The following is a 26,590-nucleotide window of genomic DNA, read 5'->3' as shown; positions in this document are numbered from 1 at the left end:
ATAACAGTTCTTGAATAGCATGGACGCGCCGTCCGCCCGCGGCGTGGAGGAGCCAGCCCTTGGAAAAACCTTCGACACAACGACAGGACGCGCTTGACCTGAAACCGGCGATACTGGAGTTACGTCATATCGGCAAAGCATACTCCAGCGCCGGGGATGGACGACAGGTGCTGACGGATCTGTCCTATACCTTGAGGGCGGGTGAATATGTGGCGATCATGGGTGAGTCCGGCGTTGGAAAATCCACGCTGCTGAATCTGATCGCCGGCCTGGATATGCCCGATACAGGCGAGATACTGATTGACAATATTACTCTGTCATCACTGGACGATGATGCCGCCACTCGCTTGCGGCGCAGGGAATTCGGCTTCATTTTCCAGGCATTTCACGTCCTGCCGCACCTGACCCTGAGCCAGAACATAGCCCTGCCCCTGCTTCTGAATGATCTTCCTGTCGAAGGTACGGAACACATGCTGGATTCAGTAGGCCTGGCTGGCCGAGGCCACCATTTTCCCCGCCACCTGTCGGGCGGAGAATTACAGCGCGTCGCAATCGCCCGTGCGCTGGTACATCGACCGAAATTGATTCTCGCTGATGAACCCACAGGCAACCTGGACCCCGATACGGCGCACGATATCCTCATGCTCATGCGTCGGGAGATCAAGGCGAATAGCGCTTCCGGCATTATTGTCACCCATTCGCATGCCGCCGCGGCAACAGCAGACTGCGTTCTCGTGCTGACAAAGGATGGGCTGCATCCCTTTGTAGCGGAAAAGGCTGCGGACTTGCCGAAGCAAATAAAATGAGGTGGCGCAATAAGGCCATGCTCGCTCGTTGGCTGCTATCAGGCGAATGGCAGGCTCACAAGGTTCAGTCAGGCGTCGCCGTGATCGCAATCGCGCTCGGGGTGGCACTCGGGTTTGCCATTCACCTCATCAATACAGCCGCCTTCAACGAATTTTCCGCTGCCGCGCACAGCCTTTCCGGCGAGTCGGATCTTGAAGTGCGTGGGCCGCAAGCCACAATCGACGAATCGATTTATCCACTGCTGGCAGAACACGAGGATGTCGAGCTGGCAAATCCCGTACTGGAACTCGACGTCGCCCTCCCCCACCAGTCCGAGGAACGAAAAGACGCCACCCTGAAAATTCTCGGGCTGGATATTTTTCGCGCTTCGGTCATGGCGCCCGACCTGATCGGGATTCCGGCGGAAGACAAGCTGTTCGATGTCCTTGCGGATGACGCCATTTTCCTCTCTCCTGCCGCCATGGAATGGCTAGGGGTAAAGCAAGGCGACATCCTGAACCTGAGTGTAGGCACCCAGACGGTTGCGCTGCGGGTTGCCGGGGGTTTGCGCAGGGCGCGGGCGGGACAACGCATTGGCGTAATGGATATTGCCACGGCGCAATGGCGATTTCATCGTCTCGGCCAGCTATCGCGCATCGAATTGAAATTGCTTCCAGGCATTGATAAAGCTGCGTTCAAGGCGGAACTCGAGCAGGAACTGGAGCCCCAAAACCAATACCTTGTTGCCGAACCCACCACCCGGGAAGCCCGGGTGGCAAACATGTCGCGTGCCTATCGGGTGAACCTGAACGTGCTCGCGATGGTAGCGCTGTTTACCGGCACCTTTCTGGTATTCTCCACCCAGGCGCTATCCATTGTCCGGCGAAGACATCAGTTCGCCCTGTTGCGGGTGCTCGGCTTTACGCGCAAACAAATGCTGGGACAGGTTTTATGGGAGGGGGCCATTCTTGGCTTCGTCGGGTCGCTGCTCGGCCTTGCTCTCGGCTATGCCACGGCCACCGGTGCGCTGCATTATTTTGGCGGAGACCTCGGAGGCGGTTTTTTCCCGGGAATAAAACCCGTCATGCATTTCGACCCTGTGGCTGCAATAGTCTTTTTCATTCTGGGAGTGGGCATTACCTTGCTTGGCAGTGCCGCTCCCGCCTGGGAAGCAGCCAATACCCTTCCAGCGCCCGCACTGAAATCCGGAAGCGAAGATACGGCGCTCGCCAGGCTGGGGAATCCCTGGCCGGGGTTGCTTTTCCTTGCTTCGGGCATCCTGTTTACCCAATTGCCGCCGATTTTCGATTTGCCGATTTTCGGTTATCTTGCCGTAGCGCAACTGCTGACGGGCGGCATTATTCTCATGCCGCGCCTTTCCGCACTCATTTTCACTGCCATATTCCGTATGGTGCAGCATGCGAGCCATGCGAGGCCGGTGCTGAGAACGGCATTGGCACGGCTCGCCAACGCACCCAACCAGGCCGCGATCGCCCTCGGCGGCATACTGGCAAGCTTTACCCTGATGGTCGCCATGGCGATCATGGTTGCAAGTTTTCGCGTATCGGTCGATGACTGGTTGAGGCACATTCTGCCCGCAGATCTGTATGTCAAAACCGCAGCGAGCGGAGATACGCGCGGACTCACGCCGGATGAGATGAAAGCACTGGCCGAAACGCCCGGTCTCGTGCGAGTGGACTTTTTCCGTTCTTCCAAGCTGATGCTCGATCCAAGCCGGCCCAATATCATGCTGATCGCACGTCCCATCGATATATCCGAGCCCGGCAATACGCTGCCGTTGACAGGCGAATCGATTCCAGCCGCCCAGCTTCCGAAAGGTGCGATTCCGATATGGGTTTCCGAACCCATGGTGGATTTATACGGTTATACGCCCGGCAAGCAAGTCACTCTACCCATCGCTATTCCCGCGCGCACGTTTATCGTGGCAGGAGTGTGGCGCGACTATGGGCGGCAATTCGGCGCGATACAGATGCGCCTGGCGGATTATCAGGCACTGACGGACGACCGGCTCGTGAATGATGCCGCGCTTTGGCTGGAGCAAGGGGTGGCCCCGGAACAGGTAATCGAGTCGATGAGGCGGCTCCCGTTTGGCAATGCCCTGGAGTTTTCCGATCCGGGTCAGATACGCGCGCTGAGCCTGAATATTTTTGACCGCAGCTTTGCCGTAACCTATCTGCTGGAGGGTGTGGCAATCATCATTGGCCTGCTTGGTGTTGCGGCCAGCTTTTCGGCGCAGGCCCTGGCGCGCATCAAAGAATTCGGAATGCTGCGTCACATCGGCATGACACGGCGCCAGATACTCGGCATGCTGGCAATAGAAGGGGGTCTGCTGACAGCGCTCGGCGTGCTGCTCGGCTTTGTGCTTGGAGGATGTATCAGCCTGATCCTGGTCTTTATCGTGAATCCCCAATCGTTCCATTGGACCATGCAATTGAGTCTTCCCTGGAGGAGCCTCTTGAGCGTGGCACTGGCGCTGATGTTTCTGGCGGCGTTCACGGCGGTGGCATCGGGACGCCATGCAGTCTCGGGCAATGCAGTACGCGCCGTAAGGGAGGACTGGTAATGCGAGCCATAAAGCGTAATGCCGGATATTTTGCCTGTTCCTGCAACCAAGGGTGGCGCTGCGCCGGATTCAAATGGCTGAGTATGACCGCTTTCCTTGTTGCGGCTTTGTTCCTTGCTTTCTTTACCGCCAGCCACGTTCTGGCGGAACGGCCACAGCTATCGTCGGTAGTTCGAAACGTGCCCCTTGTGTTCCCGCGCGACTTCGGGGCGCATCCTGGCTTCAGAAACGAGTGGTGGTATGTAACCGGCTGGCTGGAAACACCCGAAAAAGAACCGCTAGGCTTCCAGATCACCTTTTTCCGGGTGGCAACCGAACATGACCGCGCCAACCCGAGCCGCTTCGCCCCTAAGGACCTTATCATTGCCCACGCCGCGCTGTCTGATCCCGCAGTGGGTAAACTCCTGCATGACCAGAAAAGCGCACGGGACGGTTTTGGCCTGGCGTATACGACGGAGGGCAACACGAACGTCAAACTGGACGACTGGTTTATGCTGCGCGAGGAAAACGGGCGCTACCAGACCCGCATAAAGGCAGACCATTTCAGCCTCGATTTTTCGCTGACACCCACGCAACCCCCCATGCTGCAAGACCTCAACGGTTTTTCCAGGAAGGGGCCGCAACCTGAGCAGGCCAGCTATTACTACAGCGAGCCTCACCTGCAGGTGAGCGGGAAGATAACGCGCGATGGCAAGGAGATCGCTGTGAAAGGCATCGCCTGGCTCGACCACGAGTGGTCTACCGCCTACCTCGATCCGAAAGCGGTAGGATGGGACTGGGTTGGCGCCAATCTTGATGACGGGTCAGCCCTGATGGCGTTTCAGATCCGCGGCAAGGACGGCAGCAAGGTCTGGGCATATGCCGGCATTCGGGAGCCGTCAGGGCAGTTCACGCGCTTTGAACCTGATCAGGTAAACTTTGAGCCGCAACGCACCTGGCATTCAACACGCACCAACACCACCTATCCAGTCAAAATACGAATCCAAACCGGCACTACTGTCTGGGTCCTCACACCCCTGATGGATGACCAGGAACTTGACTCGCGGCAATCCACCGGTGCAGTTTATTGGGAAGGCGCGGTGACCGTTACCCGCGATGGTGAACCCGCGGGGCGCGGCTATCTCGAACTGACCGGTTATGTTGAACCGTTGAGTCTTTAAGCATTCAAAAATGAGCTAAAGGCTACATCGCCTTCAAGCTTTGCCTTGGCATTGGCAAGGATCTATCTCCCTCTGTACATCGAATCAACCGTTCGCCTTGAGCCTGTCGAAGGGGCGAACACGCTACACGAACTCAAGTTTTAGTGTATCTTCTCGGGTTTCGAGAACCTCGACTTGGCCTTCATCACAGTTTCGCTTGTTAGACTTTGTGCGGGAATATGCAGGTCTCGATGCAAGCGCCGGATCATTGGCAGCGTAAGTGCGCGCTTGTAGCCGAGAATTTCATATACCCGGTTCAGATTGCCGATCATGGGCGTCAGGTCCTTGGGTTTCAGATCGGACTGTTCCATACGGTACCTGATTGCCTCCACTGGGTCAGGCGCTTCTACCGGCCAATAGTTTCCTGGCGCGCTCCACAATCCGCTCGCGATTGAACTCAGTGAGCCGTCCGGTCGCAACCTCAGCCAAGGCCTGATCGATATCCGCCTTGAGTGCCGCGAGCTCCTCCTGCCGGATTTCCCGCTTGGTCTTCCAGTCGCGTAAAGCGTCCCGCACGTTTTATTGATCGAACCATTAACCCATGATAAGCTGGATGTCTAGTCTAGCTTGTCATGGAGATCAAATGCGCGAAATTGGAGCCTTCGAGGCAAAGAACAAACTAGGGACGTTGCTCGATTGGGTGGAGAACGGTGAAGAAGTGATTATCACCCGCCATGGCAAAGCCGTGGCCCGGTTAATTCCGAATACTCCTCTTCATGATTCCAGTAAGGCGGTCGCGGCTGCCAAGCGCATCCGTAGCCGAGCCATTGCCCTAAAGCGCAGTGCCTTTGACTGGCAGGAATGGAAAGTCTATCGCGATGAAGGCCGTACGTGAGCTTGATACTTGATAGTTCAGTCACCTTGGCATGGCTCTACAGTGACGAGTTGACCCCTGCCACTCAGGAAGTTTTCGATCAGGTTGTCGCTGCTGGTGCACGAGTGCCATCGCTCTGGCGCCTTGAAGTAGCCAACAGTCTGCAAGGGGGCGTCCGGCGAGGACGCATCAGTGAAGAGTTTCGAAATGCGGCCCTAACAGACTTGGGACTGTTGGATATCGATATCGATTCGGATACAGACACCTTTGCTTGGTCAACCACGCTGCGTTTGGCTGAGCGGTGCGGCCTCACCCTCTATGATGCCGCCTATCTCGAACTGGCCCAGCGACTCGAACTTCCTTTGGCAACACTGGATCAGGAGCTGCGTACCGCGGGGAGCGCGCTCGGTCTTACCTTGCTTGGTCATTGACATCCTCCCCGGCCTAAAGGCCGGAGATTCCTACAGCACCCAGGCGAATGCCTGAGTCGCTTCGGTGGGTTCCTGCTGCTGGCGGCATTACCGCACCGCTCACTTCACAGTCGAACCGGGCGTGTTCCGCCCTTAAAACATTGATTGCGCCGACCACATCGGCGTTTTTCTCGAAGCCGCATTCCACACAAAGAAATTGCGCTTGCGTTTGGCGGTTGTCTTTGGACACATGGCCGCAGCATGGGCATGTGCGGCTGGTGTTCTGTGGTGGTACGGCGATGAGCCAGCCACCATTCCACGCCAGCTTGTAGTCCAACTGACGACGGAACTCGAACCATCCCTGGTCGAGGATGCTTTTGTTCAGGGATGCTTTTGTTCAGGCCAGACTTGGCCCGAACGTTTTTACCCGGTTGTTCAGTGCTGCCTGCCGCTGACCTGGACATATTGCGCACCTGCAAATCCTCGATATACACCATCGCGTGGTTTTGGCTGATAGCTGTCGTGGCCTTGTGCAAGTAGTCGCGGCGGGCGTTGCCGATACGGGCATGAATCTTCTGGACTCTGGCCTTGGCCTTCTTCCAGTTGTTGCTGAACCTGGTTTTGCGGCTCATGGCCTGCTGCGCTTTGCGCAGCGCGGCTTCGTGTCGCTTGAAACTGTTGAGCGGCGCAAGGTGACTGCCGTCCGAGAGCGTGGCGAACCGGATCACGCCCATGTCGATGCCGACTGCCCCGCCTTGCGAGATCGACTGTTTGACCTCACGTTCGGTCTGGATCGATACGAACCACTTGCCGCAAGACTGGCTCACGGTGATGTTTTTTACCGTGCCGGGAATATCACGACTGTTGCGGTAGCGAATCCAGCCGAGCTTGGGCAGGAAGATGCGGCTGTTGCTCTGATCAAGCCTGAAGCCCTGCGGATAGCGGAAACTATCTGACTGACCTTTTTTCTTGAAGCGAGGGAAATCCGCTCGTTTGTCGAAGAAGTTCTTGTAGGCTCGTTCCAGGTTCTTCAACGCCTGCTGCAAGGCCTGGCCAGGGGTATCAGACAGCCATAGCGTTTCCTGTTGCGCTTTCCATTCGGTCAGCCTCCTGCACAGCGCAGCATAGCCGAGCTTCTTTTCTCCTTGCTCGTGGCGTTCCTTCTGCAACGCCAGCGCCTTGTTGAACACGAAGCGGCATGAGGCAGCAAAGCAGCGCATGTTGCGCTGCTGTTCGCCGTTGGGCTTTAGCTCGAATTTATAGGCCTGGAGTCGTTGCATGGCTCAAATTATAAATTTGGATGGAACGCTTCCAGCGTTCGCGCTATCCATCTCCCCCATGAATGGGGGAGCTTTCCGCGCAAATTTGGTAAGTGAACGCTTGAAATGGTTTCCCGAATCGCAGTGCCTCAATCTGGCGTCACGGCGAGAGTGACGCGCTCAACTGCGCTTGCCAGCCAAAACACCCTCAGCCAGGTATGCAATTCTCATCTGCCCGAAATCCCACGGCGCGACAGGCGTCGCATCACTCCACAATCCAATGCCCTTGAGACTGCCTGCCTTTTGAGCCTCGGCATCAGATCTTTGTCATACTGTTTGTAATGCCATGCCAGTCCCGCCTTGATCTGCTTAAGGTTTACGGTTACCTTGATGGCAGCCAACGCCTGCATCAGGTGTTCGAGCGAGATGTTCTGCAGCTTGATCAGCTTATTCCGTCCTCTTGATGCTGAAGGATTCCCAAAAGGCTAACAATCCAGCTTGTTTTGCCCCAGCCAAATCAACTCGTGCAGCTTACATATTCCGGCTCTTCCTGATCACATCATAGGCAGCCTGCACTTCCTGGGATTTTGCAGTGGCCATTGCAATCATATCTTCCGGCATGCCCTGCCCCATCAATTTATCGGGGTGATACTGGCTCATCAGCTTGCGATAAGCGCGCTTGACTTCCTGGTCGCTGCTTTCCCTGGTCACCCCCAGCGCTTTATATGCATCCTCCAGAGTGGTAGCCGAGGGTGGCTGACCCCTCGCAAAATGCGACTGGCTCAGCACCATGTCCAGTAGTTGGCGGAATGCGGATGAATCATAGCCAAGATAGCGCGCCACGTCTCTTAACAGGCTCTCCTCGGCCGCGTCCATGCGCCCGTCCGCCACTGCCATGACGATAAGATAAACCAGAAGCATCTGCGCAAGGTTATGGGTGTGCCCGCAAACAATCATGAATTCATTCAGCTTGGGCGCGTGATCAAAACCAGGCGCTGTGCCCTGTTTGAAAAGCGCAATCGCCCTCTGCCGATGCTCCGCCGACATTCCCAGCTTCTGCATGAAGCCTTCAACATGGTTAATCTCCTCCTGGGAAATATGTCCGTCTGCCTTGGCAAGTTTTCCCATGAGTATGAAAACGGTTTCGAGAAAAACCGTCTGCCGCTGGGCACTTGTAAACGGATTGATCGCACCGGCGCCGTAGGCACGATAACGATCGATGAAGCTGCCGGCGATGTATCCGAGAAATGCGCCGAAAATGCCGAAGAAGTAAAGGCCCAACAGGGCTAAAATTATTTTGAACAAGCGAGCTTCCTTTGACGAACATGAAAACGGCAAAAAAGTGATCCGGTGCGCCGTTATTCTGGGAAAAGAGCAATGATGAGTGAAATAATATCAGTAAATGCCTCTGCGCCATCTGAACCTTTTTTTCTTGTCGAACAGTACCGGTTCGTTACAACCGCCCTGACACAACAATGAACAATGAGCACAACAATGAGGCAACAAGACAAGCCAGACGATGGATGGGCTGCGCTCTGCCATCCGGGAGTAAATGACGGAAAGAACCCGCCCCCATGAAACTGACACAGGAGGAATCATGATCGAACTGCATTCCAGTCCAACCCCGAACGGCCAGAAAGTGATGATCATGCTGGAAGAAATCGGAATCGAATGGAAACACATCGACGTCGATATCAATGTAGGGGAGCAATTCCAGGCCGAACACCTGAAACTCAATCCCAATAACAAGATTCCCGCAATCGTCGATACGGAGGGTCCAGGGGGCGGTTCATACACAATGATGGAATCGGGCGCGATTCTCCTTTATCTCGCGGAGAAAACAGGCAGATTCCTGCCTGTGGATGTGCGTAAGCGTTATGACACGCTGCAATGGCTGTTCTTCCAGGTTGCGCATATCGGCCCCATGTTCGGGCAGGCGAACCATTTCAATCGGCAGGCCAGGGACAATCAATATGCGCGGGACAGGTACAACAATGAGTCGCTTCGCCTCTATCGAGTGCTGGAAAACCGGCTGGGCACCTCCGCGTGGCTCGGGTGCGATGAATATTCAATTGCCGATATCGCCACCTACCCCTGGTGTAAGGGGCATGCGGAGCGCGGCGTCGATGGAGAGACCTTCCCGAGCTTCATGCGCTGGTTTACTGCAATGGAAGCACGTCCCGCAGTGCAGCGCAATAATGAAATGACTGTCGAAATTCGGGCCCGAATGGAAAAGACGGCAAAGGACAAGCCCGTTATCAATATGTACGACACCAGGGATAATGCCGAGCGGCTCGCCCGGGCGACGTCGCGCAAGCCATGAGAAAGGCATGAGAAATTTTATCTGGCGCTGCGCAATTTGCAGCCCTAACGCTTGCCCCTTTCAGAGCAAGCGGTTCAAACAGGCCAGGCGACGGCTTACTGGCAATTTTTGTTGTTATAGATAGTCGTAAGCGCACTCCTCCTGTCACTGATCAATCGGGTTGCCTCCCCGGCATCGTAATAGGTATAGGCCAGACCCGGAAGCCACAAAAGGGCCGCTGCAACATTGGTTCCAGTAACCCCTTTCTTTGAATCTATGTCAGCTTGTGCTTTGTCAAGCCTCGCAAATTCCCCCTTGATTGCATTGCAGGACAGGTTCTGGTCACCGGGCTGCACCACTTGTACTTTTTCCGAGGTCGCGCAACCGACCAATAAACTACTCGCGGCAACGGTAACAAGCACCGCGCTTCTCAAAGAGAACAGCATTTATTTCACTCCAATCAACCGCCAAACGTGCGTAATCGAAGCCGGGGCGGAATCCGGCCACGCGCAAAAAATCAGTAGTCCATGGATTCAGATAAAGAAATCTTTCTACTGCCGAGGGCGGGAGAAATTATAAAGAAATAACTCTAACTCAGCATTTATTGCGTGATTTTCGATAAATGAAACAGCAGAAGAATATTCTGCTCGTATAGTGCTTCATGCTGGCGCTCTCATGCGTTAAACTCGAATTTTTTCAATTTTTCATTCAGTTATGGCCCAATACGTACTTACCATGAACCGGGTGGGCAAGGTAGTTCCACCGCGGCGCACAATACTCAAGGATATTTCCATCAGTTTTTTTCCCGGCGCAAAGATAGGTTTGCTTGGACTCAACGGTTCGGGCAAATCAACCGTTCTGAAAATCATGGCGGGCGTGGACAAGGATATCGAGGGCGAGGTCACCGCCATGCCCAACCTCAATATCGGCTATCTTCCGCAGGAGCCGCAGCTCAATGCCGAGCACACGGTACGCGAAGCTGTGCAGGAAGGGCTTGGCGAGGTATTCAGCGCGCAGCAGAAACTGGAGGAGGTTTACGCTGCCTATGCCGAGCCGGATGCGGATTTCGATGCCCTGGCATCCGAGCAAAGCCGGCTCGAAGCCATCATTGCCGCCAGCGGCGGAAACGTCGATCAGCAGATGGAAGTTGCCGCTGATGCGCTGCGCTTGCCGGAATGGGATGCTATCGTGAAAAATCTCTCGGGTGGCGAGAAACGGCGCGTCGCCTTATGCAAATTGCTGCTGTCCAAACCGGACATGCTATTGCTGGACGAACCTACCAATCACCTGGATGCGGAGTCAGTGGAATGGCTGGAGCAATTCCTCACGCGGTTTCCGGGCACCGTGGTGGCAGTGACGCACGATCGCTATTTTCTCGACAATGCCGCGGAATGGATCCTGGAGCTCGACCGCGGGCACGGCATCCCATGGAAGGGCAATTACAGTTCCTGGCTGGAGCAGAAGGAAACCCGGCTGAAACAGGAAGAATCAGCCGAATCGGCACGCCAGAAGGCACTGAAAAAAGAGCTGGAATGGGTACGACAGAACCCCAAGGGACGCCAGGCAAAATCCAAGGCGCGTATCGCGCGTTTTGATGAACTCAATTCGCAGGAGTACCAGAAACGCAACGAGACGCAGGAGATATTCATTCCCGTGGCCGAAAGGCTGGGTAACGAAGTCATCGAGTTCACGAACGTATCGAAGGCATATGGCGATCGCCTGCTGATCGACAACCTGAGTTTCAAGGTGCCCCCTGGCGCTATTGTCGGCATCATCGGCCCGAATGGAGCCGGAAAATCCACTCTTTTCCGGATGATTACAGGAAAGGAGCAGCCGGATTCCGGCAATATAGAAATAGGCGCAACCGTCAAAATTGCTCATGTGGATCAATCACGCGCCGCCCTGGAAGGCAGCAAAACCGTATTTGATGCGATCTCGGATGGGCATGACATCCTGACCGTTGGCAGATACGAAACTCCTGCGCGCGCCTATCTTGGCCGCTTCAATTTCAAGGGCTCGGACCAGCAGAAGATCGTCAGCAACTTGTCCGGCGGTGAACGCGGAAGGCTTCACCTTGCTAAAACGCTTATCGCCGGGGGCAACGTGCTATTGCTGGATGAGCCTTCCAACGACCTCGATGTGGAAACGCTGCGCGCCCTGGAAGATGCGCTGCTCGAGTTTGCAGGATGCGTGATGGTCATCTCGCATGACCGCTGGTTCCTCGATCGTATCGCTACTCATATCCTGTCGTTCGAAGGCAATTCGCAGGTGGCATTCTTCGATGGCAATTACCAGGAATATGAAGCCGACAAGCGCAAACGCCTCGGGGAGGAAGGCGCAAAGCCCAAGCGGATCAGGTATAAGCCGATCAATCGGTGAACGTTGAGCGATCGTCCGGTAATCTGTCCCCAGCCCCTTCGATCCTCGACAGGCGCGGTAACTCCCTCTCCCCAATGGGGAAAGGGAGCCTTGCAATGGAAGAGAGAAGGAGCAGAATTCAAGGTTTCAAAGCCAAACCTGAGCGCATAGCCTGCCGCAGCCATGCAAGATAGGGCAGTGGTTCGAGGAGAATGACGGGCGCCTGTCCTTCAATAGCGGCCTGCGGGCTTCGGCCCGGTGCCGCTGTAATTCTCCTGCTGCTCATATCTTTCAGTACCATCGGTACGGTATCTGGAATTATCCTGACCTCTTTTCATCGAGGTGCCTTCCTTTATGTGCAATCTTTCCTTGATGCTCTCATCCCCGCCTTTATCATCCGTATCGCGAACAGCCGGAGAATCGGCCGGCCCGATCTCGTCCGATATATCGTTGTCGCTCGGTGCAGACAAGACATATGAATCCTCACCCGCATAGACTCCACCCGATGTACTGACACCGAGAACAAATGCCGCGACAATTGGAAGCAATGTGGGCCCAGATATCAAAGAAGAACGTTTCATGATTACTCTCCTTATCAGCTCAACGATTGACCGAAATCGCACAGTACGCCTGATTCCAACGTCATTCCGTGCGCTAACATACATATTGCCTGCATTAATCTGATTCTTCGTGAGATTTTGGATATCAACGGCTTTTCTATACAATTATCAAATTTGCTGATCAGTCTTTTTACTTGTTTAGATGCAACTCTTGACTGCTCCCCTTCCTAAAGGGAGGGGATTCCCACTTCACAGAACCTTGCCTATTCACATTTACATGCAAACAGGACTTACAGCTTCTCCATGGGCTGACACCGCCAGTCCGGCGGCCAAAACATTACGCGCTGCGTTGATGTCGCGGTCGTGGATAGCCCCACACTCCGGGCACGTCCACTCGCGCACCTTCAAAGGCATGGCCTTGACGGTATGCCCGCAATCCGAGCAACGCCTGGACGACGGAAACCATTTGTCTATGCCGATCAGTTCTCGCCCATACCATTGGGCTTTGTATTCCAACTGTCGCACGAATTCAGACCAGCTTGCATCGCTGATTGACTTCGAGAGACAGCGATTCTTCTGCATGTTGCTGACAGCAAGACTTTCGATGGCGATCACTTGGTTTTCGTTTATCAGTCGTGTCGAAAGTTTGTGCAGGAAATCCCTGCGGGAGTCCGCTATCCTGGCATGCAGTCTTGCAACCTTCAGTTTTGCTCTTCCTCGACGGTTAGAGCCTTTCTGTTTCTTGAAAAGCCTACGTTGCAGTTTTGCAAGTTTTGTTTCGTTCTTGCGGAAAGTATTCGGCGAAACAACCTTTTCTCCGGTCGAGAGAATGGCAAAGTGAGTCAAGCCGAGGTCAATACCCACCTTGCTTTGCACTGCTGGCTTGGCACTCACGGTGTCATCGCACAACAGACTGACGAAGTACCGGCCAGCAGTGTCTTTGCTGACTGTAACGGTCGTTACCTTGGCAGCCTTGGGAATTTGTCTCGACCACCGGATGTTCAGAGATTCGGTCATCTTCGCCAGCTTCAGTGTCTTGCCGTCCCACTTGAAGGCGCTGGTCGTGTATTCCGCCGACTGTTTTCCATCCTTGCGCTTGAACTGCGGATAGCGGGCGCGCCTGGCAAAGAAGTTGGCGAACGCGGTTTGCAGATGGCGCAAAGCTTGTTGAACCGGCACGCTCGAAACCTCATTGAGCCATGCGTACTCAGGCTGTTTTTTCAATGCCGTGAGCACCGCAGAGGACTCATGGTAGCCGACCCGTTCCTGCCGCTGGAACCATGCATCGGTTCGCAATCGAAGCATGTGGTTATAGGCGAAGCGCGCACATCCGAACGTCCGTGCAAGGATCGCTTCCTGCTCGGGCGTCGGGTAGAACCGGAATCGGTATGCACGCTTGATGTCCATGTCTCACATTATATAGTATCGCCGTGTGAGAGACTGCATTCCTAATCACTAGTGCAGCCTGTTGGCTGCGCTCCTTTCCTCCCCCGGGTGAACACCCGGGTTTCTCAGAGCAATTGAGATGAAATTGGTATATCTTCGCTCCCTGTACCCCTCGGTTTTCGCGTTATTCATAAGCATTGGCGCGCTCTTTTGCAATCCGGTGACGGCGAGCGAAAATAATACCTTGAACTCCGCAAAAGCGTGTCCTGCCTGTCCTGAAATGGTACCCATTCCAGGCAAGAAATTTGCTATGGGTAAATACGCTGTAACGTTCGACGACTGGGAGGCGTGTGTTGCAGGAGGCGGCTGCGGTGGATATGTTCCCCCCGATAATAGCTGGGGACGCGGTAAAAGACCGGTTGTGAATGTAAGCTGGGACGATGCGCAGGCTTATCTGCGATGGTTATCGGATAAGTCGGGCAAGACTTATCGGCTGCCCACGGAAGAGGAATGGGAAGTCGCCGCCCTGGCGGGCGCGACTACCGAATACTATTGGAGCAACGACGTCGGGCGCAATAACGCCAATTGTGATGGATGCGGAAGCGAGTGGGATAACAGGAGAACCGCTCCCGTCGGCAGTTTTAAACCCAATGCCTTTGGTCTGTACGATATGATGGGTAATGTCTGGCAGTGGACGGATACCTGCCGGAAAGGGAATTGTGCAAAACGCCTCCTGTGCGGAGGCTCCTGGAATCACCGGCCGCAGGATATGCGGGCAGGTATGTGCAACTGGTTCGATACCAACAAACGCATGCGCTACCTGGGATTTCGACCTGCAATGACGTTGCCCTGAAGCGCTCTTTTTTCCCTCTCCCCCGACCCCTCTCCTACAAGTGGGAGAGGGGAGCGAGGACAGCCGGGGGAGAAGGTAAGCGCCGCTTGATGACTAGAGCATTTCTCGTTTAGTTGGATGCATATCCGGAGTTGGCGAAGTAGTTGCGGCATTCCTTGGGCCGGATGGCATGGGGTATCCAGACACCACGGCGCAACCAGGCCGTCAAGATGCAGGCCGGCAACGAAAGTCATGGTTTTCCAGTGACCGCCGGGAGCGTGGTCATGGCATCGCTCTCCCACAGGGCAGCGGCCATGCTGCCTCGTCCGCGAAACTGGCGTCCGTGCAGATTTCCGAGGCCGAACCACAATATTTCTGATCATCAGGACCACGTCGAGCAACTGGGTTGTCACCTTGATTATCATTATGGAATCTCCTCAAATGCATCTTCGTTTTCCGTTATATGTGTTGACACGTTTCATATATTTGATGCCTCAGATTAAGTGTGATTATGCTAATCGTCTGAATTCAGCAAATTTGACAGTCAGTACCTGAAATGAGGGGGACCTATTTTCCATTTTTCCATTTGCGGGTCGTTTTATGCTGCAATCTTCTTCCTCCTCCACCAAGCCAATCCCGCGATGCCCGAAGCAAACAAGATGAAAGAGGATGGCTCCGGAACCACGGAGATTTGCAGCGTGGAGAGCGTCCCTCCGATCTCCCCAGTCGGATTGTTATGAGTCAGGACATTTACGAAGGTATTCCCAGCCTCGATCGCGCCGCGATCCGCCAAGGGTATGAGAACGTCACCCCCAAAGGCCACGCCATTTAATCCATCCACGAGGGCGGAGGTTTCCAGATCCAAGGTTTCGAAGCCAGGGCTATTTGAGGTGATCTGGATGCCCGTAATGTCCGATTTCTCTAGACCCACCAAGCCGATCTCCAGGTTGAGTTGGCTCGTATCTGGATGGAAGAAGCCAGCCAGGGAGCCGAAAGCCGACGTGGAAACCTGGGACGATTCATCGGTGGCTGAGAGCGATGATCGCAGGGCAACTGGTGCCGCTGCATTTGCTACGTGGTCGCCAAGTACCACGAAGTTGTATGCATCGATATCCGCTCCACCCAAATTGGTACTGTGCCACTTGAAGGTCCCGGTCACTTCCACGTAATCAGTGGCGGTCCCGTGTGCAGCGCTTGACGAGTACGTGATGAGCGGAGAAGTGATGCTTCCAATATTATTCGGAGCGCCGGCGACGGTGACGTTGGGAACTGCGAATACGAGGCCTGCGCCGGGATTGACCCGGTGCTGTACTGTCAATCCCGTGATGGTGACCGTGTCTATCCCGCGTGAGAATAGGCCGGCATTGCTGTCTGTGATAGTACCCTTGACGTCCCACTTAGTTATGGGTGGCTTCAGCGTAAAGGTGTTGCTGCCGAAGGTCGAATCGGGGTGGTTTACGGTGAGCCTCAACGTGGTGGGCGTATCTGCTGACACGATATAGCTGATCGACCCCGCATAGACACCTTGAGTTGGAATCGCGAGCGCCGCGAGCGTGAGGGTCGCGATACCTTTCGTTACGTTCATGTTTTTTCTCCTCTCGAAGTGGAAAGAACCATTGTTCCAAAATGACCCGCAATTTGTCGCCAGATGCTGTTGACAAGGATTCCCAAAGCCACCGTTGCAGCCTCAACTCAGAACTCCGGATATTCGTCGTCAGTCTCATGCAATCCTCCTGTCCGGTTCCATGCTATACCCCCTCCCCGAACTATACTAAAGACCAATTGCTCGATTTCCCTGTATATTTCTAGTGCAATAACCATGCCCAATCGCCACAATGCCGAAGGCGACAAAATTTCCGCCGTATGATCCGGCAACTGGTCATCAAGGGGTGACACCTTGCGCAAGCTTAGCCTCAGTAGTGGGAAGTGGCTTCGTGAGTTGATCCACGCCTCGGTCAAAACGTCCTGCGAGCCGCGTTTCCTGCACCGGTTGCACTGCGTATTGCTGATCACCGAAGGTCGCAGTTGTTACGAGGTCGCACGGTGGTTCGGCGAGGACCCGCGCACGATCGAGCGCTGGGTGCATGCGCTCAATGGGTACGGCATAGAGGGGTTACGCGAGCATCATGCGGGAGGGCGCCCTACCAAGCTGACTGACGAGCAATTGCAGCACCTTGCGCTCGAATTGCAGAAGTCGCCGCGCGTATGCGGATATTCGGAGCGGAGATGGAGCGGAAAGCTTCTGACGCAGTACTTGGAGAATCGCTACGGGGTCAAGTTGAGCGCACGCCAGTGCCAGCGGATCATGCGCCGATTGGTCGGCGCCAAAGGGTCCGGGGTGGCTTGATGCCTCATGCGGCAGTGATTTTGACGCTAATCTAAGTGCGCACCCGCATCAACATGCTCAGGGATCTAATGGCGTATCAAGTGTAATATTTATCGACACTTTTTTGCTATATGAAATTCGATAAATGACCCATCATGGATTAGCTAGAGAGCGATTTCTATTCATACTCAATCGGATAGCACTATTCCTCGGAGTTTAAAGAAATTCGACACCGAGCGAACGGCGTGGTGTGCCGGGTGGGTTGTCTCCAAGCTAATTCATAGTCCGCGGCCTCGTAGAATTTTTCAATAGGCCCATCGCTTTCATCAATTCATCTCCGGGTCGTCTCAGAGTTGCGGCTTGGCAATGCTGCATAACTAGCGGGTGTGAATCCCCTCCGGGTAATCACTAGCCACGAGCCTGGTATTGAGCCTTGCAGGCATATTAGTAATGATATGCTTGATGCGTAGGTACGAAAGAAAGCGAGGTGCAAAGGTAGCAGGTCATGCTGACCCTGAAGGATCGAGTCCCGAAATGACCGCATTGGAATTTGGCCGATAGCTTTCTGAGGCTAGACTAGAGCATTTTTCTTCTAATTGGAATCGGGGGGATTCCCCTGTGCGTCAAAACAGGGGAAGATTGACGTGGAGGTGAGACATGCCGAGAGCTTATTGGATTGAAGAGACTTTGGAGGTTCGTGTCCACATCTCCTCCGTTGACCGGTTTATCCGCTCGCTGGGATACAGTTATAAAAAACACTGCGGGCCAGCGAACAAGAGCGTGCTGACGTGGCGGAGGCAAGGCTCGCCTGGCGGGACTGGCAAAAGACCTGCGACCCCGGGCGCCTGATCTTTCTCGATGAAACGGGAGCAGGCACGAACATGACGAGGCAGCATGGCCGCTCCCCTGTGGGAGAGCGATGCCATGACCACGCTCCCGGCGGTCACTGGAAAACCATGACTTTCGTTGCCGGCCTGCATCTTGACGGCCTGGTTGCGCCGTGTTGTCTGGATGCTCCCATGAACGGCGCAGCTTTCCTGGCTTATGTGGAAACCCGGCTCTGCCCCGCGCTCAAGCCCGGCGATATTGTCGTCTGTGACAACCTGGGCAGCCACAAGGTCGCAGGTGTCCGGGAAATGATCGAGGACAAAGGCGCAAAAATCCCTTATCTGCCGCCCTATTCTCCCGACTTCAACCCTATCGAGCAGGCCTTCTCCAAAATCAAAACCCTCCTGCGTAAAGCCGCCGAACGATCCTTCGATGCACTCTGGGTCGCCATCGGCCGCATTATTGAAACCATCCGGCCCCAGGAATGCCGCAACTACTTCGCCAACTCCGGATATGTATCTAACTAAACGAGAAATGCTCTAGGCTCTCATACTGCTCCAGGACATCCCGATCTGAGTTGAGGGTCGCCGTCTGGTCAGATCACAGATTAGGCTGCTTCAACCCTCGCGCCTGATTCGCGCACCCAGCGCCGACAGCTTCTCTTCGATCCGTTCATAACCGCGGTCAAGATGATAAATACGGTCGACGATCGTTTCACCCCGGGCGATCAGCCCGGCCAGAACCAGACAGGCCGAAGCACGCAGATCGGTCGCCATGACATTCGCCCCATCGAGCCCGGTCACACCGCATACCACTGCGGTATTGCCTTCGACTTTGATGTCAGCATTCATGCGCTCCAACTCCTGCACATGCATGAAGCGATTCTCGAATATGGTTTCGGTAATGATCGCGGTTCCGGTAGCGATGGTATTCAATACCATGAATTGCGCCTGCATATCGGTAGGAAAGGCGGGATAAGGCGCTGTCCGCAGGTTTACCGATTTCAGCGGGTTATTCATTTTCAGGTGTATCCAGTCTTCCCCTGACTCGATGGCAGCCCCCGCTTCCATCAGCTTGTCGAGCACCGCGTCCATCGTATCGGTGCGCGTCTGCCTGAGATATATTTCGCCACCACTCGCTGCGGCTGCTACCAGGAATGTGCCGCTTTCGATACGATCAGGCATGACGCGATAATTGGTACCATGCAGGCTTTCCACACCTTCAATGGTGATGATGTCCGTCCCGACTCCCTGGATTCTAGCGCCCATGGCGATAAGGCAGCTCGCGAGATCCATCACTTCCGGTTCCCGCGCCGCATTTTCCAGCACAGTCGTCCCTTCCGCCAGCGTGGCCGCCATCATCAGATTTTCAGTGCCGGTAACGGTGACGATATCCATCACGATATGCGCGCCATTAAGGCGTTTCGCCTTCGCATGAATATAACCGTGCTCGATCTCGATCTCCGCACCCATTGCCTGCAATCCTTTTATATGCTGATCAACGGGACGCAGGCCAATGGCACACCCACCCGGCAGCGATACTTTTGCCGCTCCTGCCCGCGCAAGCATCGGGCCCAGCACCAGAATTGCGGCCCGCATGGTTTTCACCATTTCGTACGGCGCAACGAGATTGGAAAGATGTGCCGCGGTCAGTTCGGTCCTGCGGGTGCTGTCGACATTGGTTTGAACCCCCATCTGCTGGAGCAGGTCCAGCATGGTGGTTATGTCATTCAGATGCGGAACGTTTTCGACGGCGAGAGTTTCCCCGGTAAGCAGGGAGGCGCACAGGATAGGCAGCGCCGCGTTCTTGGCTCCGGAAATGGTTACATCGCCGGAAAGCCGCACGCCTCCCTGAATGATCAGTTTCTGCATGGTTGAAATGTGCTGAGGTTCCCGTCATCATATCGCAAACACGGTACCCGTAGTTTCAAATTTCGACTTATTATGTCAACGTATTATCAACCAAAGGAGATCAGATGGAAAAAAAGACAATACATACAACGGATGCGCCGCAGGCTATCGGCACTTATTCCCAAGGGATACGCGTCAGCGGAGGCGATACCATCTACATTTCCGGTCAGATCGGTCTCGAACCCTCTACCATGCACATGGTGGAAGGCATCGAGAATCAAATCCATCGGGTATTCCAGAACCTGACAGCGGTTGCAGCGGCCGGTGGAGGCAGTCTCGGCGATATCGTCAAATTGAACGTCTATCTCACGGACCTTTCCAACTTCCAGAAGGTGAATGAAATCATGGTGCAATATTTCAGCGCTCCCTACCCTGCGCGCGCTGCCATCGGCGTCTCCGCGCTACCGCGGAATGCGCTGGTGGAGATCGATGCGGTGCTGGTGGTACCAGCGTAAGGATTCGATGGACTGATATAGGGAAACCTCGCGATAAGCCAGGGGATAATCGCGCTTCCACGACGGATGCAGTCACTCGCCACCTCTCCCGCCAGCGGGACAATCAGGGACAAGCTCATCAAACTCGGCATTACCGATGCTTCGAGCCTGATACTGCATTTGCCGTTTCGCTACGAGGACGAGACGCACCTCTACCCCATCAATGACGTGCCTGCCGATCGAACAGTGCAGGTCGAGGGCATGATCACCCGCAGCGAAGTTATGTACCGACCCCGGCGACAATTGGTGTGCCAGGTGGAGGATGGAACAGGTGTTTTGTTCATGCGCTTTCTAAATTTTTACGGCAGTCAGGTAAAAGCGTATTCAGTGGGTACGCGGGTGCGCCTGCTGGGAGAGGTCCGTCCCGGCTTTTTCGGTGTTGAAATGGTTCATCCCAAATGCCGGATTTTGCGCGGGGACGAACCTCTGCCGGAGGCGCTCACTCCGATTTACCCCTCTACAGCCGGACTTCCTTCCGAAGCACTGCGCAAACTGATTTCCCGGGTGCTGCAAACAGGAGATGGCGGAAGCCATGAGGCTGCTCTCTCCGAAACGCTGCCCGATGCGGTACGCGAACGCTGTCAGCTTCAGGGTTTCAAGGACAGTGTGCTATTCCTGCACCAACCCCCACCGGATGCATCGCCCGCTCTATTGCAGGAACGCACTCACCCTGCCTGGCAGCGGATCAAGTTCGATGAACTGCTGGCGCAGCAATTGTCAATGCGGGTGCACTATCAGCAGCGGCGTAACGGCAGCGCCCCTGTTCTAACGGCAAAAAACGATTTGACCAGGGCGTTGCTGAAGTTGCTGCCTTTCGATCTCACTCAAGCCCAGAAGAAGGCTTTCGCCGAAATCAGCCGCGATCTGGCGGAGCCCCACCCCATGCAGCGCCTGTTGCAGGGTGACGTGGGAAGCGGCAAAACGATCGTTGCCGCGCTGGCTGTGCTGCAATCGATTGAAAATAATTTTCAGGCGGCCCTGATGGCGCCGACCGAGATTCTTGCGGAGCAGCATTATCAGAAACTCTCGGCATGGCTTGCCCCCCTGCTGGGGCCGCGCGGGCTGCGGATCGCGTGGCTCGGCGGCAATCAGAAAAGGAAGGAACGGGAAACCACGCTTGCCGATATTGCTGCCGGCAGCGCCCTGCTTGCCATCGGGACACACGCATTGTTCCAGAACCAGGTGGAATTTGACAGGCTGGGACTTGTGGTTATTGACGAACAACATCGCTTTGGTGTTCACCAGCGGCTGGCATTGCGAGAAAAAGGAGCCGGAGCGTACTCCATGCCGCACCAGTTGATGATGAGTGCAACGCCCATCCCGCGCACTCTTTCGATGAGCTATTACGCTGATCTGGATGTGTCCGTAATAGATGAAATGCCTCCCGGACGCGCACCGGTGGTGACCAAGCTTATCGCCGACGCCCGGCGCGACGAGGTAACGGCGCGCGTGCGGGAAGCCTGCCGCGAGGGGAAGCAGGCTTACTGGGTATGCCCGCTGATCGAAGAGTCCGAAGCGTTGCAGCTCAAGACCGCTCTGGAAACCCATCAGGGACTGACCGGGACTTTTCCGGAATTGAGAATCGGTCTGGTGCATGGCCGGCTTCCATTTCAGGAGAAATCCCATGTAATGGAAGCATTTGCGCGAGGTGAAATCCATCTCCTCGTAGCGACAACAGTAATCGAAGTGGGTGTGGATGTGCCCAATGCATCGCTGATGGTGATCGAGCATGCAGAACGCATGGGCCTTGCACAATTGCACCAGCTGCGCGGACGGATCGGACGAGGTACGGCCGGTGGTGTATGCATACTGATGTATCAGCAACCTCTCTCCACAACCGCACGCGAGCGGCTCAAGATAATTTTTGAGCACACCGATGGCTTTGAAGTAGCGCGCCGCGATCTGCAGCTGCGCGGTCCCGGCGAATTCCTGGGCGCGCGCCAGAGCGGCCTGCCCATGCTGCGCTTCGCTGACCTGGAACGGGATGAAGACCTGCTCGACGCGGCGCGGAGGGTGGCCGAAGAATTGCTGCGTGATTATCCGGAAGCGGCAAAACGCCATCTCCATCGCTGGTTGGGAAGGAAAAGCGAATATCTGAGGGCATAGTAAGCAATCTCGATGCGGTTCTTCGTCGCGGATTTTTCGTACTCGTGAATGATTCTACAAACCAAAAACCTGACCTTGCAGCATCCCGGCAAATTGCTGTGCCGCAATCTGAACCTCACCGTCAATCCCGGGGAATGCTGGGCGATTCTGGGCCGGAACGGCTGCGGCAAGACGACTTTGATATCCGCACTGGCTGGGCTGAACCAGGCGAAGGCGGAACAGGATTCATCCATAACCGTCGGGGGGATAGCGTTACGGCGGTGGTCCCGGCGAGAACTCGCCCGCAATCTCGGCATTCTATTGCAGGATGAACCCGGCGAGTTCTGGGGTACGGTGCACGAATACGTGCTGCTCGGACGGCATCCTCATGCAATGAGCATGTTCGGCTGGCAGGCGGACGACCTCGATATGACATCTCGCGCTATCGAGCAGATGGAACTGGCCGGCCTTGCCGATCGTCTACTGGTTACGCTTTCCGGCGGCGAGCGCCAGCGCGCGCGTATCGCCTTGCTGCTTGCCCAGTCGCCCCAATGCTATCTGCTGGACGAACCCTTGCAACACCTCGATCTGCGCCATCAACTCGGGACCATGATCCTGTTCAGTGAATTGGCGAAGCGGGGCAGTTCCATCGTAATGGTGCTGCACGATATCGGCTGGGCAGTCAGATTCTGCGACCACGCATTGCTGCTGTTCGACGACGGCCATGCCATGAGTGGCAGCATAGACGAAGTGCTCAAGCGTGATAATCTTGAAGCACTTTATCACTGTAATCTGGGGGAGTTCATCGCAGGCCGGCAGCACCATTTCTTCCCGCAAACGGTGCCGAGTGTATAATCTGGAATTTCAGGCATACTTTTTCTCAGCAGCAATTCTTCAGCGCTTTTTCCAGCAAGGGCCGTGGATGGCAGTGGCTGTTTGCCCTCACTTGATCTTCTCCTTTTGGATGAGTTCGCCCCGCGGGATGACGAAGTCCCGGAGCTTGTTCATCAGTATTCGCAATGATTCGTAAACTTATCGAACGCGTCTTCAACCGCAATACATCCGCTCCCATCCCTTCCGCCCGCACTTCCTCCAAGAAGCCGCATATCATCACACGCGACCAGCACGGCATTACGCGCGATCACATCAGCTCGGGTGCGCTTAAAGTGACCTCAGGTCTGCAGGAAGCGGGATATTCCGCCTTCATTGTGGGCGGCGCCGCGCGCGACCTGGTGCTGGGACTGGAGCCGAAGGATTTTGACGTCGCCACGAATGCCACACCCGAGGAAGTACGCGCTGTTTTCCGCCGCTCGCGTATCATTGGCCGCCGTTTCCGGCTGGTGCATGTCATGTGGGGAGCGGAAACGGTGGAGGTTTCGACTTTCCGCGGCGGCACATCCGGAGAGATAGGCGGACTGAGTGCTGGCGAGCATGCTGACGAGCACGGACGCCTATTGCGCGATAATGTATTCGGCAGCCAGGAGGAGGATGCCAGACGGCGCGATTTCACCGTGAATGCGCTGTTCTTCGATCCCGTCCACGAGGAAATTTGGGACTATCTGAACGGCTATGAGGACCTGAAGGCACGACGCTTGCGCATCATTGGAGATCCGGTGCGGAGATACCGCGAAGATCCCGTGCGAATGCTGCGGGTGGTACGGCTGGCCGCCAAGCTCGGCATGGAAATCGATGCCGATACGGCCGCACCTATCACCGAACTGGCCCCCCTGTTGCTGCATGTGCCGCCCTCGCGGCTGTTCGATGAAATGCTGAAATTGCTGCTATCCGGCCACGCGCTGGCCTGCGTGACGGATTTGCAGAAGCGCGGATTGCACCACGGGCTGCTTCCCATGCTGGATGTGATACGGGAACAACCGCTGGGCGAGCGCTTTATCACGCTCGCGCTCAAAAATACCGATGAGCGCGTGCGGCAGGAAAAGCCAGTATCGCCGGGATTCCTGTTTGCCGCCCTGTTGTGGCACGAAGTACTCGCATCCTGGAATGCTTACCAGGCGACAGGTGAAAGACCGGTTCCCGCCTTGCATCTGGCGATGAATGACGTGCTGGCGGTACAAGACAAGAACCTGGCAATTCCGCGCAGGTACGATGCCATCATGAAGGAAATCTGGATGATGCAGCCGCGCTTTGCCCACCGCTCAGGGAGCAGACCGTTTCGACTCCTTGAAAACCCCCGCTTTCGCGCTGCCTACGACTTCATGTTATTGCGTTGCGAAAACGGCGAAGTGGATGAAGAACTGGGCAAATGGTGGGAAGCATTCCAGCATGCAGGTTCCCGCGAACGTGAAACCATGCTGATCAGCGATGAGAGCCAGAAGAAACGCAGGAGAAGCCGTAGCCGTAAAAAATCCGGCGTTGCCCATACTGGAGAGAGCGGCCGTGAAGCATCCGAGAAGCCGGAAGGTTTTACCCCATGAATGCGGCTGACGATGGCCAGATCGCCTTGCACGCGTATATCGGACTCGGCAGCAACCTGAACGATCCCGTAGCGCATGTGCAAAAAGCGTTTGAAGAACTGGGTGAGCTTCCTTTTACGCGCTTGCTGACGCATTCTTCGCTCTACCGCAGCGCACCCATTGGGAGACTGGATCAGCCTGATTTCATCAACGCGGTCGCGTATATCGAAACCGCTCTGCCGCCCCAGGATCTGCTGCGAGCCCTGCTCGGGATCGAGCAAAAGCATGGGCGGATGCGCGAGTATCTCAATGCTCCGCGTACACTTGATCTCGACTTGCTGCTGTATGATGATCTGCAACTGGATGAGAATGGCTTGACTCTGCCTCATCCGAGAATGCACGAACGGGCGTTCGTATTGCAGCCCCTGCTCGAAATTGCGTCGATCAGCAGCATACCCGGACGCGGCAACATAAGGGAATTGCTTGCCGCCTGTGAAGGACAGCGGCTGGAACGCGGACTGGACACGTGAAGCTTGAGGAATATCGCCACATCGCGGTGGAAGGCCCGATCGGCGTGGGAAAAACCAGCCTGGCGCGACGAATGGCGGAGTATACCAGTGGACATCTCCTGCTGGAAAAGCCAGAGGAAAATCCGTTTCTCGGCAAGTTCTACGAGGATATCCGCCGATATGCGCTCCCTACCCAACTGTTTTTTCTGTTTCAGCGCGCCAACCAGTTGCAGGACCTGGCGCAGATCGACCTGTTTACGAAAACGACCATAAGCGACTTTCTGCTGGATAAGGATCCGCTGTTTGCGGGGCTGACGCTCAACAATGAAGAATACAGTCTGTACCAGAAAATCTATCACCATCTGCAACCCGAAGCTTTTACCCCCGACCTCGTGATCTATCTGCAAGCGTCACCCGCCACGCTGGTGGAGCGGGTGAAGCGCCGCGGCAGTCCCTATGAACAAAACATTTCCGAAACGTATTTGTGGCGGTTAGCTGACAGCTATGCGCGCTTCTTCCATCACTATGAGGACGCGCCACTTCTGATCATCAACAGCGAGCATCTCAATTTCGTTGATAGCGAGAAAGATTTTGCATTACTGCTGAGACAGGTCGAACAAATGCACGGCCCCAGGGCATATTTCAATTTCGGAAGATGAGGAAACCGGAGAGCAGGAACCTGAAAATGGGTTGGATGACCTATCCCGATACACGCAACCAGGAGCTGAACCATGCGTATCACACAAGATGTTTTTCAAAAAATGCGGGATGATGGGGAGAAAATTGCCATCGTCACCTGCTATGACGCAAGTTTCGCGGCATTGCTGGAAAGAGCAGGCGTCGATATCCTGCTGGTGGGGGATTCACTGGGGAATGTGATCCAGGGTGAAGAGACTACCCTTCCGGTTACCCTGGATGACATGATCTACCATACATTTTGCGTAAAGCGCGGCTCAAGCACGGCCTTCATTATGACGGATATGCCTTTCGGCACCTCGCAGGTGAGTCCGGAAGAAACCTTCCGCAATGCGGCCGAGCTCATGGCGGCAGGCGCCAACATGGTCAAGATCGAAGGCGGTTCCGTCATGGCCGAAACCGTGGAGTTCCTGACGCAGCGCGGCATCCCCGTCTGCGCGCACATCGGCCTCACGCCGCAATCGGTAAACCAGTTGGGGGGCTATAAGGTGCAGGGAAAGACCGACAATGAAGCCGGGCAGTTGCTGGAGGATGCGGTAGCGCTCGAACAGGCCGGAGCAGGAATGCTTTTGATGGAAGTCGTGCCTGCCGCCCTTGCAGCGCAGGTTACCCGAACGCTCTCCATTCCCACCATCGGTATCGGCGCCGGGAAGGATTGCTCGGCGCAGGTACTGGTGCTGTATGACATGCTGGGCATTTATTCAGGTAAAAAGGCCAGGTTCATGAAGAATTTCCTCACGGGCGCCGGCAGCATCGAGGAGGCCGTGCAAAACTATATCAGGGCGGTCAAAACCGGGGAGTTCCCTGGCTCCGAGCATACATTCTGACTATCTGATCC

The 26,590-nt window shown here is 55.3% G+C and carries 26 protein-coding genes and 2 pseudogenes; 17 read left to right on the top strand and 11 right to left on the bottom strand.

The window, feature by feature from the left end; all coding sequences use genetic code 11:
- The first annotated feature begins 59 nt into the window (after positions 1-59).
- From ACZ5BW_RS04665 to ACZ5BW_RS04655, 3 genes are read left to right on the top strand one after another with little or no spacing between them, the layout of a single operon-like run.
- Positions 60-806, top strand: a complete 747-nt coding sequence (locus ACZ5BW_RS04665) for an ABC transporter ATP-binding protein (RefSeq protein ID WP_464542993.1) — start codon at positions 60-62, stop codon at positions 804-806.
- Positions 803-3,370, top strand: coding sequence for an FtsX-like permease family protein (locus ACZ5BW_RS04660; RefSeq protein WP_464542991.1), 2,568 nt, complete (start codon positions 803-805; stop codon positions 3,368-3,370). The genes ACZ5BW_RS04665 and ACZ5BW_RS04660 overlap by 4 nt, the downstream gene beginning before the upstream one ends.
- On the top strand, positions 3,370-4,530 hold the full coding sequence (locus ACZ5BW_RS04655; protein ID WP_464542989.1) for a lipocalin-like domain-containing protein: 1,161 nt from the start codon (positions 3,370-3,372) through the stop codon (positions 4,528-4,530). The genes ACZ5BW_RS04660 and ACZ5BW_RS04655 overlap by 1 nt, the downstream gene beginning before the upstream one ends.
- A 140-nt stretch (positions 4,531-4,670) precedes the next feature.
- Here ACZ5BW_RS04655 and ACZ5BW_RS04650 read toward each other — a convergent pair whose 3' ends face one another.
- Together ACZ5BW_RS04650 and ACZ5BW_RS04645 are read right to left on the bottom strand one after the other, a co-directional pair.
- The gene (locus ACZ5BW_RS04650) at positions 4,671-4,880 is read right to left on the bottom strand and encodes a hypothetical protein (protein ID WP_464542987.1); all 210 of its coding nucleotides are present in this window, start codon (positions 4,878-4,880) and stop codon (positions 4,671-4,673) included.
- Between the two features lie 25 nt (positions 4,881-4,905).
- Complete coding sequence (locus ACZ5BW_RS04645; RefSeq protein WP_464542985.1) at positions 4,906-5,085, bottom strand: hypothetical protein; 180 nt, start codon at positions 5,083-5,085, stop codon at positions 4,906-4,908.
- Between the two features lie 67 nt (positions 5,086-5,152).
- On the opposite strand from ACZ5BW_RS04645, the gene ACZ5BW_RS04640 reads away from it, so the two are divergent.
- Both ACZ5BW_RS04640 and ACZ5BW_RS04635 read left to right on the top strand, forming a co-directional pair.
- Positions 5,153-5,404 (top strand): type II toxin-antitoxin system Phd/YefM family antitoxin, encoded by a 252-nt coding sequence (locus ACZ5BW_RS04640; protein WP_464542983.1) that lies wholly within the window; start codon positions 5,153-5,155, stop codon positions 5,402-5,404.
- Positions 5,401-5,814, top strand: coding sequence for a type II toxin-antitoxin system VapC family toxin (locus ACZ5BW_RS04635; RefSeq protein ID WP_464542981.1), 414 nt, complete (start codon positions 5,401-5,403; stop codon positions 5,812-5,814). Before ACZ5BW_RS04640 ends, ACZ5BW_RS04635 begins: the two co-directional genes overlap by 4 nt.
- 13 nt (positions 5,815-5,827) lie before the next feature.
- On the opposite strand, the gene ACZ5BW_RS04630 is transcribed toward ACZ5BW_RS04635, so the two are convergent.
- The 4 genes and pseudogenes from ACZ5BW_RS04630 to djlA form a co-directional block, all read right to left on the bottom strand.
- Complete coding sequence (locus tag ACZ5BW_RS04630; RefSeq protein ID WP_464542979.1) at positions 5,828-6,130, bottom strand: zinc ribbon domain-containing protein; 303 nt, start codon at positions 6,128-6,130, stop codon at positions 5,828-5,830.
- Between the two features lie 106 nt (positions 6,131-6,236).
- Positions 6,237-7,013: pseudogene (locus ACZ5BW_RS04625) on the bottom strand (RNA-guided endonuclease InsQ/TnpB family protein); the annotation flags it as partial.
- A 266-nt stretch (positions 7,014-7,279) separates the two neighbouring features.
- On the bottom strand, positions 7,280-7,462 hold the full coding sequence (locus ACZ5BW_RS04620; RefSeq protein WP_464542977.1) for a hypothetical protein: 183 nt from the start codon (positions 7,460-7,462) through the stop codon (positions 7,280-7,282).
- 121 nt (positions 7,463-7,583) lie between these two features.
- A complete protein-coding gene (gene djlA / locus ACZ5BW_RS04615) occupies positions 7,584-8,357 on the bottom strand; it encodes a co-chaperone DjlA (RefSeq protein ID WP_464542975.1) in 774 nt (257 codons plus the stop codon).
- 292 nt (positions 8,358-8,649) lie between these two features.
- Here djlA and ACZ5BW_RS04610 point away from each other — a divergent pair, with 292 nt between their 5' ends.
- Positions 8,650-9,375 carry a glutathione S-transferase family protein gene (locus ACZ5BW_RS04610; protein WP_464542973.1) on the top strand — a complete coding sequence of 242 codons (726 nt, stop codon included), beginning with the start codon at positions 8,650-8,652 and terminating at the stop codon, positions 9,373-9,375.
- A gap of 95 nt (positions 9,376-9,470) precedes the next feature.
- On the opposite strand, the gene ACZ5BW_RS04605 is transcribed toward ACZ5BW_RS04610, so the two are convergent.
- Complete coding sequence (locus tag ACZ5BW_RS04605) at positions 9,471-9,800, bottom strand: hypothetical protein (protein WP_464542971.1); 330 nt, start codon at positions 9,798-9,800, stop codon at positions 9,471-9,473.
- 268 nt (positions 9,801-10,068) lie between these two features.
- Here ACZ5BW_RS04605 and ettA point away from each other — a divergent pair, with 268 nt between their 5' ends.
- A complete protein-coding gene (ettA, locus tag ACZ5BW_RS04600; protein WP_464542969.1) occupies positions 10,069-11,733 on the top strand; it encodes an energy-dependent translational throttle protein EttA in 1,665 nt (554 codons plus the stop codon).
- A gap of 209 nt (positions 11,734-11,942) precedes the next feature.
- Here the strand turns inward: ettA and ACZ5BW_RS04595 are convergent, their stop codons facing one another.
- Together ACZ5BW_RS04595 and tnpB are read right to left on the bottom strand one after the other, a co-directional pair.
- Positions 11,943-12,293 (bottom strand): hypothetical protein, encoded by a 351-nt coding sequence (locus ACZ5BW_RS04595; RefSeq protein WP_464542967.1) that lies wholly within the window; start codon positions 12,291-12,293, stop codon positions 11,943-11,945.
- 252 nt (positions 12,294-12,545) lie between these two features.
- Positions 12,546-13,679 (bottom strand): IS200/IS605 family element RNA-guided endonuclease TnpB, encoded by a 1,134-nt coding sequence (gene tnpB, locus ACZ5BW_RS04590; RefSeq protein WP_464542965.1) that lies wholly within the window; start codon positions 13,677-13,679, stop codon positions 12,546-12,548.
- Positions 13,680-13,968: 289 nt separating this feature from the next.
- Between tnpB and ACZ5BW_RS04585 the strand changes: the two genes are divergently transcribed.
- Positions 13,969-14,511, top strand: coding sequence for a formylglycine-generating enzyme family protein (locus ACZ5BW_RS04585; RefSeq protein ID WP_464542963.1), 543 nt, complete (start codon positions 13,969-13,971; stop codon positions 14,509-14,511).
- 577 nt (positions 14,512-15,088) lie between these two features.
- On the opposite strand, the gene ACZ5BW_RS04580 is transcribed toward ACZ5BW_RS04585, so the two are convergent.
- The gene (locus tag ACZ5BW_RS04580) at positions 15,089-16,075 is read right to left on the bottom strand and encodes a CHRD domain-containing protein (protein ID WP_464542961.1); all 987 of its coding nucleotides are present in this window, start codon (positions 16,073-16,075) and stop codon (positions 15,089-15,091) included.
- Between the two features lie 312 nt (positions 16,076-16,387).
- On the opposite strand from ACZ5BW_RS04580, the gene ACZ5BW_RS04575 reads away from it, so the two are divergent.
- Positions 16,388-16,837 carry a helix-turn-helix domain-containing protein gene (locus ACZ5BW_RS04575; RefSeq protein ID WP_464542959.1) on the top strand — a complete coding sequence of 150 codons (450 nt, stop codon included), beginning with the start codon at positions 16,388-16,390 and terminating at the stop codon, positions 16,835-16,837.
- A 731-nt stretch (positions 16,838-17,568) separates the two neighbouring features.
- A pseudogene (locus tag ACZ5BW_RS04570) lies at positions 17,569-18,171 on the top strand (IS630 family transposase); the annotation flags it as partial.
- Between the two features lie 90 nt (positions 18,172-18,261).
- Here the strand turns inward: ACZ5BW_RS04570 and murA are convergent.
- A complete protein-coding gene (murA, locus tag ACZ5BW_RS04565; protein WP_464542957.1) occupies positions 18,262-19,515 on the bottom strand; it encodes a UDP-N-acetylglucosamine 1-carboxyvinyltransferase in 1,254 nt (417 codons plus the stop codon).
- A gap of 104 nt (positions 19,516-19,619) precedes the next feature.
- Between murA and ACZ5BW_RS04560 the strand changes: the two genes are divergently transcribed.
- The 7 genes from ACZ5BW_RS04560 (at position 19,620) to panB (ending at position 26,579) form a co-directional block, all read left to right on the top strand.
- Complete coding sequence (locus ACZ5BW_RS04560) at positions 19,620-20,009, top strand: RidA family protein (RefSeq protein WP_464542955.1); 390 nt, start codon at positions 19,620-19,622, stop codon at positions 20,007-20,009.
- Positions 20,010-20,075: 66 nt separating this feature from the next.
- The gene (gene recG / locus ACZ5BW_RS04555) at positions 20,076-22,154 is read left to right on the top strand and encodes an ATP-dependent DNA helicase RecG (RefSeq protein WP_464542953.1); all 2,079 of its coding nucleotides are present in this window, start codon (positions 20,076-20,078) and stop codon (positions 22,152-22,154) included.
- Between the two features lie 48 nt (positions 22,155-22,202).
- A complete protein-coding gene (locus tag ACZ5BW_RS04550; RefSeq protein ID WP_464542951.1) occupies positions 22,203-22,988 on the top strand; it encodes an ABC transporter ATP-binding protein in 786 nt (261 codons plus the stop codon).
- Positions 22,989-23,152: 164 nt separating this feature from the next.
- The gene (pcnB, locus tag ACZ5BW_RS04545) at positions 23,153-24,568 is read left to right on the top strand and encodes a polynucleotide adenylyltransferase PcnB (RefSeq protein ID WP_464542948.1); all 1,416 of its coding nucleotides are present in this window, start codon (positions 23,153-23,155) and stop codon (positions 24,566-24,568) included.
- Positions 24,565-25,077: a 2-amino-4-hydroxy-6-hydroxymethyldihydropteridine diphosphokinase gene (folK, locus tag ACZ5BW_RS04540; protein ID WP_464542946.1), complete on the top strand. Its 513-nt coding sequence runs from the start codon at positions 24,565-24,567 to the stop codon at positions 25,075-25,077. Before pcnB ends, folK begins: the two co-directional genes overlap by 4 nt.
- Positions 25,074-25,715, top strand: coding sequence for a deoxynucleoside kinase (locus ACZ5BW_RS04535; RefSeq protein WP_464542944.1), 642 nt, complete (start codon positions 25,074-25,076; stop codon positions 25,713-25,715). The genes folK and ACZ5BW_RS04535 overlap by 4 nt, the downstream gene beginning before the upstream one ends.
- Positions 25,716-25,787: 72 nt before the next feature.
- Positions 25,788-26,579 carry a 3-methyl-2-oxobutanoate hydroxymethyltransferase gene (panB, locus tag ACZ5BW_RS04530; protein WP_464542942.1) on the top strand — a complete coding sequence of 264 codons (792 nt, stop codon included), beginning with the start codon at positions 25,788-25,790 and terminating at the stop codon, positions 26,577-26,579.
- The last annotated feature ends 11 nt before the right edge of the window (positions 26,580-26,590 follow it).

It is taken from the genome of Nitrosospira sp. TNL300 (assembly GCF_055385915.1).
This window is presented reverse-complemented; position numbering and strand designations above follow the sequence as displayed.